Genomic DNA, 12,119 nt, shown 5'->3' on the forward strand with positions numbered 1-12,119 from the left:
TTAATGAAATCACAACTTCTGATCGATGCGCGCTGTCTGCAACGGCCCGATTTCGCGTGGCGCGGCATAGGTGTGCATCTAGCCACGATGCTCGCAGCACCGCAGGCCGCAGACTTCGCGATCACTTTGCTGTTCGACCCCGCCCTGCCGCCGCCCGACCCCGATCTTGCGATGCTCGGCGAGGCCGCGACCATGACCGCCTATGCCGCCAGCCGCACGCCAGGCATTTTTCTGCAACCCGCACCGTTTTCCCTGCCGCCAGGTCGCATCGCCCGTCTGCTGCAAACAAATTCCCGCCGTAGCATCGCCATCGTGCTGGATTTCATCCCCCACGATGATCCTGCCACATATCTGACCACGCCGCACTCCCGCCGCGCCTACGCCGGCCAGCGCGCCGCCCTGCGCCGTTACGATCACTTCCTGCCGATTTCGCACGCCACCGCGCGCCGCCTCCACGAACTCGTCCCGGCCAGTATCGGCCATAGCGACGTCACCGGTGTCGCGATCCGGCCCGGCCTGATCCGCGCCGGCGCCGCCGCGCCGTTCACCGCCCGCGCCGGCATTCTGGTGGTCAGCGGCGATGATCCCCGCAAGAACCCCGCCATCGCAATCCGCGCCGCGCTGGATGTGCCGATCAGTTTTGTCGGCATCCACGATCCCAGCACGCGCGCCAGCCTCGCCACGCTGCACGCGGAAGCCGGCGGCGATCCGAACGATCTGATCTTCCTGCCGCACCTGACCGATGCCGAACTGGCCGCGGCCTACGCCGCCGCCCGCCTGGTCATCGCACCCTCGCGCGCGGAGGGCTTCTCGATGCCGGTGATTGAGGCGATCGCCCAGGGCACGCCGGTGCTCGCGGCCGACGAACCGGCGCAGGCCGAATTGCTCGATCCGGCGTTCCGGTTTCCGCCGGACGATACCGAAACCCTGCGCGAAAAAGCGGCACTCCTGCTCGCCGACCCCGCGCGCTGGCAGGAGGCGCAGATGCGCCAGACCGGCATCGCCGATGCCTTCACAGCCGCGGCCGTCGCCGCGCGCTTCTGGGCGCCGATCGAGGCGTTGGCGAACGCCGTCGTCACATCCCCCGCCATCATGGCCCATGTGCTACCCCGCATCGCGTTCCTGTCACCGCTGCCGCCCGCGACCTCGGGCTGCGCCGACCACTCCGCCAGCCTGCTCGCCGCACTCCGCCCGCTGGCCACCATCACCGCCTTCAGCGACACGCGCCAACCCAGCCTGCCGCCCGGCATTGCCTTCGGCGGCGCGGCCGATGCCAATGTCATGCGATCCGCCCGGTTCGATGCGATCATCACGGTGCTCGGCAATTCGCAATTTCATGTGACCGAGGTGCGGCTGCTGCTCGACTATGGTGCCGCCGCCATCCTGCACGATGCCAGGCTGATCGGCCTCTATCGGGGCACGCTCGGCGTGGCCCGCGCGCTCGGCATCGCCGCGGCCGAACGCGGCGCCGATGTTACCCTCGCCGATCTGGACGACTGGGACCGCGATGAAGCGACCATGCCGGTGCGCGGCCTCGCCGAGGTCGCCACCGCAGCCACGCCGCTGATCGTGCACGCGCGCGATACCGCCGATTTCATCGCCGCGCGCCACGGCATCGTGGCACAATTCCTGCCCTTCGCGCCTTACCGCGTGCCCGATCCGGCCAGCCTCACCCCGGCCGCGCGCGCCGCCGCGCGCGCGCGCCTCGGCATTGCGGCCGATCAAACCCTGATCGCGAGCTTCGGCCATGTCCACACCGGCAAGGACCCGGAGACAACGATCGCGGCGTTCGGCCGGCTGGCACCCACCCGCGCCTGCCGGTTCGCTATGGTCGGCGGCGGCAACCCCAGCTTGATCGCCGAGTTGCGGGCCACCGCAACCGCCCTCGGCATCGCGCCCGAAACGCTCGATCTCGACGCGGCACAGGTGCCCGAATCGCGCTACCGCGACTATCTCGCCGCCGCCGATGTCGCGGTCCAGCTCCGCCGCGCCCCGCCCGGCAGCATTTCGGGCGCGGTGGCCGATGTGATTGCCGCCGGTCTGCCCTGCGTCGCCGCCGCGACACTGGTCGCCGCGCTGGAACCGCCTTCCTATGTGACCGCAATTGCCGATGACGCAGCACCGGCCACGATCGCCGCCGCCATCGCCACAGCACTCGATCAGGGGCGCGAGCATATCCCCGCCCTGCGCGCCGAATTCATGGCGCAGCGGAGCATGGCCCGCTATGCCCAGTCGGTGCTCGATGCCGTCCTGGGGTAACGTCAAGCAAGCCCTGCTTTTTTTGAAAAAAAAGCAGCAAAAAAACCTCACTCCCATTGAGCCCATGCCCGCGAAACCACCCCGGACCCCGACGAATAAAAGTTTTTTGCTGCTTTTTTTCAAAAAAGCAGTGCTCGCCTTCCCTTACTTCATCTCCAAGATCCCCCGCTTGTCTCACGCGGACTCTCGTCCTATTTCCATTGCCATGACCGAAGAAAATCCGCCCCAAACCGCCTCATCCGAAACCGATCCCAGCGTCGCGGCATCGGATGCCGCCGCGCCGGAAACAGAGTCGCCCGAGGCGCGCATCGCCGCACTCGAAGCCGAGGTCGCCGATTATCGCGACAAATGGGTGCGTACGCAGGCCGATATGGAAAATCTGCGCACCCGCACCCGGCGCGACGTCGATGACGCGCGGCAGTACGCGGTGCAGAAATTCGCGGCCGACGTTGCCGAGACCGCGGAAAACCTGCGCCGCGGCCTCGACACGCTACCGCCGCCGGCCCCTGATGAATCGCCGTTGTTGACCAAGATGCGCGATGGCTTCGCCGGCGTGGAGCGCAGCTTCGTAGCAATGCTGGAGCGCAACGGCGTCAAGGCCGAGGAGCCGGTCGGCAGCGCGTTCGATGCCAACCGCCATCAGGCGATGTCCGAGCAGGAAACCACCGACGCGCCGCCCGGCACCATCATCCAGGCCTGGAGCCGGACCTGGATGCTGAACGGCCGGTTGTTGAAACCCGCCATGGTCGTGGTGGCGAAGGCGCCGATATCGCAGCCGCCGGTGTCCCAGCCGCTCGATATCGAGGCTTAAGCCCGCCTTAACCATCGCCGGATAAATTAATCTGGCTCGTGACGAAAACCCTTGTGCCCTGGGGTTCGGTTCAATACATGAAGGGTGTGAAACAAAAGGGATGCGCCCGATGCTTCGGGTCCGGCACATCCGCTGCAAAGGAGAAGTTTCTATGAGCAAGGTCATCGGTATCGACCTCGGTACCACCAATTCCTGCGTCGCGGTCATGGAGGGCAAGGATGTCCGCGTGATCGAGAACGCCGAAGGCGCGCGCACCACGCCGTCGATGGTCGCGTTCGCCGAGAACGGCGAGCGTCTGATCGGCCAGTCGGCCAAGCGTCAGGCGGTCACCAACCCGACCAACACGCTGTACGCGGTCAAGCGCCTGATCGGCCGCCGCTACGACGACCCCACGGTCGCCAAGGACAAGGATCTGGTGCCCTACGGCATCGTGCGCGGCGACAATGGCGATGCCTGGGTCGAAGCACGCGGCCAACGCTACGCGCCGAGCCAGGTGTCGTCCTACATCCTGACCAAAATGAAAGAGACCGCCGAAGCCTATCTCGGCGAAACCGTGACCGAGGCGGTCATCACCGTTCCGGCCTATTTCAACGACGCGCAGCGGCAGGCGACCAAGGACGCCGGCAAGATCGCCGGTCTCGACGTGCTGCGCATCATCAACGAACCGACTGCCGCGGCTCTGGCTTACGGCATGGATAAAAAGCAGGCCGGCACCGTCGCGGTCTACGATCTGGGCGGCGGCACGTTCGACGTCTCGGTGCTCGAACTGGGCGACGGCGTGTTCGAGGTGAAATCCACCAACGGCGACACGTTCCTGGGCGGTGAGGATTTCGACCAGCGCGTGATCGATTATCTGGCGGCCGAGTTCCAGCGCGAACAGGGCATCGACCTGCGCAAGGACAAGCTCGCCCTCCAGCGCCTGAAGGAAGCCGCAGAAAAGGCCAAGATCGAGCTGTCCTCCTCGAAGGAAACCGAGATCAATCTGCCCTTCATCACCGCCGACGCCTCCGGGCCGAAGCATCTGGTGATGAAACTGACCCGCGCGAAGCTGGAATCGCTGGTCGATGATCTGATCGAGCGCACCCTCGGCCCGTGCCGCGCCGCGTTGAAGGATGCCGGTGTCACCGCCGGTGAAATCGACGAGGTCATCCTGGTCGGCGGCATGACGCGCATGCCCAAGGTGATCGAGGCGGTCAAAGCCTTTTTCGGCAAGGACCCGGCGCGCAACGTCAACCCCGATGAAGTCGTCGCGATCGGCGCCGGCATTCAGGGTGCGGTGCTCAAGGGCGATGTCAAGGACGTGCTGCTGCTCGATGTCACGCCGCTGTCGCTCGGCATCGAAACCCTCGGCGGCGTGTTCACCCGGTTGATCGACCGCAACACCACCATCCCGACCAAGAAGAGCCAGACCTTCTCGACCGCGGACGACAACCAGACCGCCGTGACCATCAAGGTGTTCCAGGGCGAGCGCGAAATGGCGGTGGACAATAAAATCCTCGGCCAGTTCGACCTGATGGGCCTGCCGCCCGCCCCGCGCGGCGTGCCGCAGATCGAGGTGACGTTCGATATCGACGCCAACGGCATCGTGTCGGTCTCCGCCAAGGACAAGGCGACCGGCAAGGAGCAGCAGATCCGCATCCAGGCCTCGGGTGGTCTGTCGGATGCCGATATCGAAAAGATGGTGAAGGACGCCGAAGCCAACGCCGCGACCGACAAGGCCAAGCGTGAACTGGTCGATGCCCGCAATCAGGCCGATAGCCTGGTGCACCAGACTGAAAAGACCTTGAAGGACAGCGAAGGCAAGGTCTCCGAGCAGGACAAGGGCGAAGCCGAAGCCGCGATGGCGGCGGCGCGCACCGCACTTGAAGGCAGCGACCTCGAAGCGATCAAGGCCGCGACCGATCGCTTGACCCAGGTCGCGATGCGGATCGGCGAGGCGATGTACAAGGCCCAGGCCGAAGCCGCCCAGGCGGCGGGTGCCGCCGGTGCCGCGCCGGGTGCCGAGGCACCGGGCAGCAAGCCCGGTGACAAGGTGGTCGATGCCGAGTTCGAAGATGTCGACGACAAAAAGAAGTCCGCATGATCGCGCGACGCGCATGAAATGAGTGCCCGGTCCCGGACCAGCGATGGTCCGGGACCGTTCTTGTTCAAACAGGTCGTCGTTCGATCGAATTTCGGGGTTGAGCCGCCATCATGGCCAAGACGGATTATTACGAACTTCTCGGCGCACAGCGTGGTGCGTCCGCCGATGAACTAAAGAAATCCTATCGAAAACTCGCGATGCAATATCACCCGGACCGCAACCCGGGCGACAAATCCGCCGAGCAGAAATTCAAGGATATCAACGAAGCGTACGATGTTCTTAAGGATGAACAGAAGCGCGCCGCCTATGACCGGTTCGGCCACGCCGCGTTTGAAAACGGCGGCGCCGGTGCTGGCGGGTTCGGCGGTGGCGGCTTCGGGTTCGAGGGCGGCATCGGCGATATTTTCGAACAAATGTTCGGTGAGGCGATGGGCGGCCGGCGCGGCGGTGGCCGCTCCGAGCGCGCCGGAGCGGATATCAGGGCCGGCGTCGAGATCGACCTGACCCAGGCGTTCGCCGGCACCAAGGTCGATGTGCGGGTGCCGACCCGCGTCACCTGCGATGCCTGTAGCGGGACCGGTTCGGCCGATAAACAGGCGAGCGCCGATAATTGCCCCACCTGCGGCGGGGCCGGCCGTGTGCGCGCGCAGCAGGGATTCTTCGTCGTCGAACGCACCTGTCCCACCTGTGGTGGTGCTGGGCGCACGATTCGCAACCCGTGCCGCATCTGCGCCGGCGCCGGCACCGTGCCGCGCGAGCGCAACCTGTCGGTCGCAATTCCCGCCGGCGTCGAGGATGGCACGCGCATCCGCCTGTCCGGCGAAGGCGAAGCGGGCGGCAAGGGCGCACCGGCGGGCGATCTCTATGTCCATGTCGCGATCCGTGCGCACCCGATTTTCCAGCGCGACGGGGCAAACGTGTTCTGCCGCGTGCCGCTGCGGATGGGCCAGGCCTCGCTCGGCGGCGAAATCGAAGTCCCCGCGATCGATGGCACCAGGGCCCGCGTCAAAATCCCGGCCGGAACCCAAACCGGCGATCAGTTCCGCCTGCGCGGCAAGGGGTTTTCGGTGCTGCGCAGCACCCAGCGCGGCGACATGTATATTCAGGTCGCGGTCGAAACGCCGCAGAACCTGACCAAGCGCCAGCGCGAACTGCTCGAGGAATTTGAACGGGAATCCGGCGGCAGCGCATCGGGCAGCCCGGAGCACGAAGGGTTTTTCGCCAAGGTCAAGGAATTCTTCGAGGGTCTATGACCGGGACCGGTTCGGTTAATTAAGATAATAGAGTGTAACAAGCCGTTGATTGTCGTCGATCAAGCTGTAATTGAAACCCGTTCGACCAACACGCTCAGGACGCCAGATATGAAACCCATGCTCGCAGTTTCCGTGGCCGCCGTCGCCGTGATCGGCCTGGCCGGTTGCACCGTCGCCCCGCCAACCGCGCCCACCGTGGTCGCCATGCCCGGGCCGGGCGTGACGTTTAACACGTTCCAGCAGGACGATAATTACTGCCGCTACTACGCCAGCCAGCGCAGCCAGGCGGGCGGTTCGGCTGCAGCGGCCAGCCAGTCCTCGACCAACACGGCCGTCGGCGGTACCTTGCTCGGCGCGGCTGCGGGCGCATTGCTCGGCGCGGCGGGCGGCAATGCCGGCGTGGGTGCGGCGATCGGCGCGGGCTCGGGCCTGCTGCTCGGCAGCGCGGCCGGTGGCGGCAACGCCCAGGGTGCCGCCGATTCCATCCAGGCGCAGTATAACGTTGCCTACGCCCAGTGTATGGTCGGCCATGGCAACAAGATGGAGGGTTATGCGGGCGGTTCGGGACCCTCTTACGGCTACGGCGCACCCGGCTATGCGCCTCCCGGCTATTACCCGGCACCGGGTTACTGACCCGGCACCCGGCTTCGGGCCGGGTATCGGTGTTGCCGACCATGGGATGACGCGGCGGCGGCTGGATCAGGATGACTGGTTCATCCCGCTGCCGGTCTCCCTGCTGTTTCACGTCGCCGTCATTCTGCTGCTGCTCTATGCGGTGCATCGGCAGAAACTGATCTCACCCTCGCCGCAATCGAGCATCGCCGTCGTGTTCCAGAACACCGGCCTGCCGCACAGCGCTGCCCATAACGCCGCCCCTAAAGCCGTCGTCAAAGCCCCTCCCACGATGACGACGCTGCCGCCTCCGCCCCCGCCAGAGGCCGCGCCGCCCACCGCGCAGACCGAGGTTAACCTCAGTTCGCCCGATGCGGTGCCGTTCACCATGCCGAAGGAAATCATCCCCGCGCCGCCGCCGAAACAGGCGGCGGTCGCCCATCACGCCCCGCCTGCGCCGCGGCAGCATTTCATGGTGCTCAACGGCATGTCGTTCGGTAAACACCCGACCACCATCCTCAACCATGCCCCCGGCGCGCTCAACCTCGCGCCACCCCAATCGGACGATGCGCGCAACGCCCCCTCGATCACCTTCAAGGGCGATGCAGGGCCGGACTGGGAAAGCGCGTTCAACAAATGGGTGAACGAGCACAAATACTACCCGCAATCCGCCGCCGATCAGGGCGAATCGGGCAGCGTGACGGTTGGCTTCACCGTCCTGCCGAACGGCAAGGTGATCGATCTGCACCTGATCAAGCGCTCCGGCGCGCCCTTGCTCGACATGGCGTGGTACGGTCTGTTCCGCGATGTGAAAGTCCCGCCGTTCCCCGCCGGCTCGACCGCCAAGCGGGAAGAGGTGATCGCGACGATCCATTACATCCTGATCCACTGACCGGCCGGTTGGCTGAACCATCGCGCACGCAGCGCAGCAGAAATGCGCCGCAACCCTTGCCGGAAGCCGCCGCTGCCGATAGTAGGGATCGCCAAGGTTCGCAAACCGATAAGGATGCACCATGGCTCCCTCTGATCTGAATATTTCATCCAGCGGCAACGGCCGCATCGCCGAGGCTTATGCGTTCGACGATGTGTTGCTCGTACCCGGCTATTCCGAAGTCCTGCCGGCTGCGGTCAATACCGAAACAAGGCTGACCCGCACGATTCGCCTGAATATCCCGCTGATTTCGGCGGCGATGGACACGGTGACCGAAGGTGCCATGGCGATCGCCATGGCCCAGCAGGGCGGCATCGGCGTGGTTCATAAAAATCTCACCATCGAGGAACAGGCCGCCGCCGTCCGCCAGGTGAAAAAATTCGAGAGCGGCATGGTGGTCAATCCGCTGACCATCCACCCCGACCAGACCCTCGCCGAGGCGCAGGCGCTGATGGCGCAATACCGCATCTCGGGCGTGCCGGTGGTCGAGCGCGATACCAACCGTCTGGTCGGGATTCTGACCCATCGCGATGTCCGCTTCGCGACCGATCCGTCTTCGCGCGTCTACGAACTCATGACGCGCGAAAATCTGGTCACCGCCCCGGCCGATGTCGCGCCCGAAATGGCGCGCCACCTGCTCCATAAGCACCGGATCGAAAAACTCCTGGTGGTCGACGATTCCTACCGCTGCGTCGGATTGATCACCGTGAAGGATATGGACAAGGCCGAGGCCCATCCGCTCGCCAACAAGGACGAATTCGGCCGCCTGCGCGTCGCCGCCGCCACCGGTGTCGGCGAGGATGGTGCCGCCCGCGCCACCGCCCTGATGGCCGCCGGCGTCGATGTCATCGTGGTCGATACCGCCCACGGTCATTCCGAAGGCGTGCTGCGCGCGGTCAGCCAGATCAAGGAACGCTCCAACGCCGTGCAGATCATCGCCGGCAACGTCGCCACGCCAGAAGCGGCCGCCGCGCTGATCAAGGCGGGCGCCGATGCCATCAAGATCGGCATCGGCCCTGGCAGCATCTGCACCACCCGCGTCGTCGCCGGCGTCGGCGTGCCGCAATTCTCCGCCGTAATGGAAACCTCTGCCGCCTGCCGCGAGGCCGGCGTTCCCGCGATCGCGGATGGCGGCGTGCGCACCTCGGGCGACATGGTCAAGGCGCTCGCCGCCGGTGCCGATTGCGTCATGGTCGGCTCGCTTCTCGCCGGCACCGATGAAGCGCCCGGCGAAGTGTTCCTCTACCAGGGCCGTTCCTATAAATCCTATCGCGGCATGGGCAGCCTCGGCGCCATGGCGCGCGGCTCGGCCGATCGCTACTTCCAGCAGGATATCAAGGACACGCTGAAACTGGTGCCCGAAGGCATCGAGGGAAGGGTGGGCTACAAAGGCCCGATGGCCGCCGTGGTTCACCAATTGGTCGGCGGTCTGCGCGCCGGCATGGGCTACACCGGCTGCGCCACGGTCGCGGAACTGCAGACCAAGGCGAAGTTCCGCCGCATCACCGGGGCCGGCCTGCGCGAGAGCCATGTGCATGATGTGGCGATTACGCGGGAGGCGCCGAATTATCGGCAGGATTGAGATTGTGTTAGGGCAAGAAGAAGACTTCTTTTTTGTAAAAAAGAAGCAAAAAACTTTTGTTGATTTGGGCCACGGGTGGTTTCACCGGTACGGGCCAATCGAACAGAAGTTTTTTTGTTTCTTTTTTTACAAAAAAAGAAGTGCTTCCTTCCTCCCCACCCAAAGGACCCCAGCTTGACCCCCGCCGGACGCCTGCAAGCCGCGATCGAACTGCTCGAAGCGATCGAATCCGATCGCCGCCCGGCCGACGCCGTCGCCAATGAATTCCTCCGCACCCGCCGCTTCATCGGCGGCGGCGACCGTCGCGACATCAGCGAGACCGTCTGGGGCGTGCTGCGCGCCCGCCGCCGCCTCGGCTGGTGGATCGAGCGGGTCGATGCGGCGCCGACGCCGCGGCTGATGGTGCTGGCGCTGATGGTGCTCGGCGGCATCACGGTGCATCGTGCCGCCGCCGAATTCGGCGGCTCGCGCTTCGCCCCGCCCGCGCTCGATGACGAGGAACGCCGGGCGCTGGAAAAACTCGACAAGCACACGCTCGATCATCCCAATATGAGCGACGGCATTCGCCTTGAAATGCCGGATTTCGTGGTGCCCTTGCTGCGCGCCCGCTTCGGTGATCGGCTGGAAGCCGAATCCGATGCGCTGATGCAGCCCGCCCCGCTCGACATGCGAGTGAATTTGCTGAAGACCACCCGCGAGGAAGCGATCGGCCTGCTCGCCAAGGCGAAGCTGAAGGCCGAACCGACCAAGCTCAGCCCGTGGGGCGTCCGACTTGCGGCCCGGCAGAGCGTGACTACCGCCGCGCCGTTTCGGGATGGTCTGGTCGAAATCCAGGACGAGGGGAGTCAACTCGTCGCCCTGCTCGCCGATGCCAAGCCAGGCATGCGCGTCGCGGATTATTGTGCGGGCGCCGGCGGCAAAACCCTTGCGCTGGCCATGACCATGGAAAACAAGGGCCATATCGTCGCCTGCGATGTTTCCAGCCCGAGGCTCGATGGCGCGATCAAGCGCCTGCGCCGCGCCGGGGTGCATAACGCCGAGCGCCATTTGCTTGAGCCCGGTGATAAATGGACCAAGCGCCAGGCTGGCAAATTCGATGTCGTTCTGGTCGATGCGCCCTGCACCGGCACCGGCACGTGGCGCCGCAACCCGGATGCGCGGCTGCGTCTGACCGAAACCGATCTTGCGGAACTCACTGTCAAACAAGCCAAGATCCTCGATGAGGCGCAGCGTCTGGTCAAACCGGGCGGCGCGCTTATTTATGCGACATGTTCGATGCTCGCCGCCGAAAATGAGGATCAGATCACCGCATTCCTGCACCGCCAGCCGGGTTTTCGGGTGATGCCGGTGGGCGAGACATTTCCTGGATATCTGCGCGGCGCGTATTTACGCCTCTCACCGGCGCGCGACGGCACGGATGGTTTTTTTGCCTGTCGGATGGAGCGTGCCGCCGCGACGACAGCATGATCACGATCAGGCGGGCGCGGTCGGCGGATTCGGCCGGTATTGGGGCGGTTCATGTCGCGAGTTGGCGCAGCACCTATGCCGGTGTACTGCCGGAGCCGGTGCTCACCGGCCTGTCGGCGCCGCGTCAGGCGGGTTATTATGATCGGGTGATTCGCAGCGGCGGCGTGGTGCATGTCGCGGTCGCATCCGGCTCGGATGCCGGGCCGGATGGGAGCGTGCGCGTGATCGGTTTTGTGACCGCCCGCCGCCGCCGCGCGGCGTTGGCGGATGGGGAGGTCGAGACGCTTTATGTGCTCGATGATTTTCGCGAACGCGGGCTTGGCCGTCAGCTGATGCGCGCCGCCGCGGCGCATCTGGCTGCGAAATCCTGCGCCTCGCTGTTTGTGTGGGTGCTTTCGGATAATCCGGCGCGGTGGTTTTATACACGAATGGGTGGGAAACACGCGGCCGATGGGGTGATCGAGGTTGGTGGTGCGCAGGTTGCGCAGACCGCGTACCGGTGGGAGCCGATCGACGCGCTGGTTGATTGAACGGCGGGGGCTAAGTCGGCTATCTGACTATTTTGTTTCGAATTAGCAATGAAATAGATATGATCAGGCGGCGGCCGCGAGGCTTGATTTTTCCCGGTTCCAGTCGGGCGTTGTGGCCGCAGCCTGGGCTGGGGGCAGGAGGATGGGTGTCGCGCGGGGTGGTTGTTCGCGTTCGACCTGGATTGGTCTGGCCGGCGCTGGGCTTGGGATGGCGAGGATGGCCGGGCGTTCGATGCCGAGGGCTTCGAACAAAGGGCGGAGGATGCGTAACCATCCGGTCTGACTTTCGATTACCCACAAATATTTGCCATGGTGACCGCTCCGAGGGTGATATCGGTGAGGCGCGTCATTCCGCGCCACATGACGGTATTGCCGGGTGGCGGATCACTCGCGCGGGCGAGATAGCCTCCGAGGCGTGCGATTTTGACGAGATAATGGGATAGTGTTTTCTGGCTGCATGGCTCTCGATCTTTCACGATGTGATCGAGCAAGCTGATTTCCAATTTGGTCAGGGCGCACCGTGGTGGTTCGGCTGGGGCAGTGCGATTGGCCATGGTAAGCCAGAAAATCCGCCAACTGATCAGGCAGAAG

10 protein-coding genes and 1 pseudogene are annotated in these 12,119 nt (G+C 65.0%); 9 read left to right on the forward strand and 2 right to left on the reverse strand.

The annotated features are described in order from the left end of the window. The first annotated feature begins 3 nt into the window (after positions 1-3). The 9 genes from BW994_RS13000 to BW994_RS13040 all read left to right on the forward strand — a co-directional run bounded on the left by BW994_RS13000 (position 4) and on the right by BW994_RS13040 (position 11,528). On the forward strand, positions 4-2,259 hold the full coding sequence (locus BW994_RS13000) for a glycosyltransferase (RefSeq protein ID WP_029312206.1): 2,256 nt from the start codon (positions 4-6) through the stop codon (positions 2,257-2,259). A gap of 205 nt (positions 2,260-2,464) precedes the next feature. Then, on the forward strand, positions 2,465-3,070 hold the full coding sequence (locus tag BW994_RS13005) for a nucleotide exchange factor GrpE (protein ID WP_029312205.1): 606 nt from the start codon (positions 2,465-2,467) through the stop codon (positions 3,068-3,070). 151 nt (positions 3,071-3,221) lie between these two features. Next, positions 3,222-5,153 carry a molecular chaperone DnaK gene (gene dnaK, locus BW994_RS13010; RefSeq protein ID WP_029312204.1) on the forward strand — a complete coding sequence of 644 codons (1,932 nt, stop codon included), beginning with the start codon at positions 3,222-3,224 and terminating at the stop codon, positions 5,151-5,153. Positions 5,154-5,260: 107 nt separating this feature from the next. Then, on the forward strand, positions 5,261-6,406 hold the full coding sequence (dnaJ, locus tag BW994_RS13015; RefSeq protein ID WP_408734952.1) for a molecular chaperone DnaJ: 1,146 nt from the start codon (positions 5,261-5,263) through the stop codon (positions 6,404-6,406). A gap of 117 nt (positions 6,407-6,523) precedes the next feature. Beyond that, positions 6,524-7,039: a glycine zipper family protein gene (locus BW994_RS20440; RefSeq protein ID WP_217696461.1), complete on the forward strand. Its 516-nt coding sequence runs from the start codon at positions 6,524-6,526 to the stop codon at positions 7,037-7,039. Continuing rightward, on the forward strand, positions 7,002-7,910 hold the full coding sequence (locus tag BW994_RS13025) for an energy transducer TonB (RefSeq protein ID WP_245594136.1): 909 nt from the start codon (positions 7,002-7,004) through the stop codon (positions 7,908-7,910). Before BW994_RS20440 ends, BW994_RS13025 begins: the two co-directional genes overlap by 38 nt. Positions 7,911-8,031: 121 nt before the next feature. Further along, positions 8,032-9,531 (forward strand): IMP dehydrogenase, encoded by a 1,500-nt coding sequence (gene guaB, locus BW994_RS13030; protein ID WP_029312200.1) that lies wholly within the window; start codon positions 8,032-8,034, stop codon positions 9,529-9,531. 174 nt (positions 9,532-9,705) lie between these two features. After that, positions 9,706-10,998, forward strand: coding sequence for an RsmB/NOP family class I SAM-dependent RNA methyltransferase (locus tag BW994_RS13035; protein WP_029312199.1), 1,293 nt, complete (start codon positions 9,706-9,708; stop codon positions 10,996-10,998). Next, positions 10,995-11,528, forward strand: coding sequence for a GNAT family N-acetyltransferase (locus BW994_RS13040; protein ID WP_029312198.1), 534 nt, complete (start codon positions 10,995-10,997; stop codon positions 11,526-11,528). The genes BW994_RS13035 and BW994_RS13040 overlap by 4 nt, the downstream gene beginning before the upstream one ends. A gap of 63 nt (positions 11,529-11,591) precedes the next feature. Here the strand turns inward: BW994_RS13040 and BW994_RS19275 are convergent, their stop codons facing one another. Together BW994_RS19275 and BW994_RS13045 are read right to left on the reverse strand one after the other, a co-directional pair. Next, positions 11,592-11,780, reverse strand: coding sequence for a hypothetical protein (locus BW994_RS19275; RefSeq protein WP_035229057.1), 189 nt, complete (start codon positions 11,778-11,780; stop codon positions 11,592-11,594). A gap of 38 nt (positions 11,781-11,818) precedes the next feature. After that, a pseudogene (locus tag BW994_RS13045) lies at positions 11,819-12,119 on the reverse strand (hypothetical protein); the annotation flags it as partial.

It is taken from the genome of Acidiphilium rubrum, from assembly GCF_900156265.1.
GTDB classification, from domain to species: Bacteria; Pseudomonadota; Alphaproteobacteria; order Acetobacterales; family Acetobacteraceae; genus Acidiphilium; species Acidiphilium rubrum.

What these genes read in the sequence shown, in the direction of transcription:
- dnaK (WP_029312204.1), top strand. Translation starts at nt 3,222, where the DNA reads ATGAGCAAGGTCATCGGTATCGACCTCGGTACCACCAATTCCTGCGTC.
- BW994_RS13000 (WP_029312206.1), top strand. Translation starts at nt 4, where the DNA reads ATGAAATCACAACTTCTGATCGATGCGCGCTGTCTGCAACGGCCCGAT.
- BW994_RS20440 (WP_217696461.1), top strand. Translation starts at nt 6,524, where the DNA reads ATGCTCGCAGTTTCCGTGGCCGCCGTCGCCGTGATCGGCCTGGCCGGT.
- guaB (WP_029312200.1), top strand. Translation starts at nt 8,032, where the DNA reads ATGGCTCCCTCTGATCTGAATATTTCATCCAGCGGCAACGGCCGCATC.
- BW994_RS13025 (WP_245594136.1), top strand. Translation starts at nt 7,002, where the DNA reads ATGCGCCTCCCGGCTATTACCCGGCACCGGGTTACTGACCCGGCACCC.
- BW994_RS13040 (WP_029312198.1), top strand. Translation starts at nt 10,995, where the DNA reads ATGATCACGATCAGGCGGGCGCGGTCGGCGGATTCGGCCGGTATTGGG.
- BW994_RS13005 (WP_029312205.1), top strand. Translation starts at nt 2,465, where the DNA reads ATGACCGAAGAAAATCCGCCCCAAACCGCCTCATCCGAAACCGATCCC.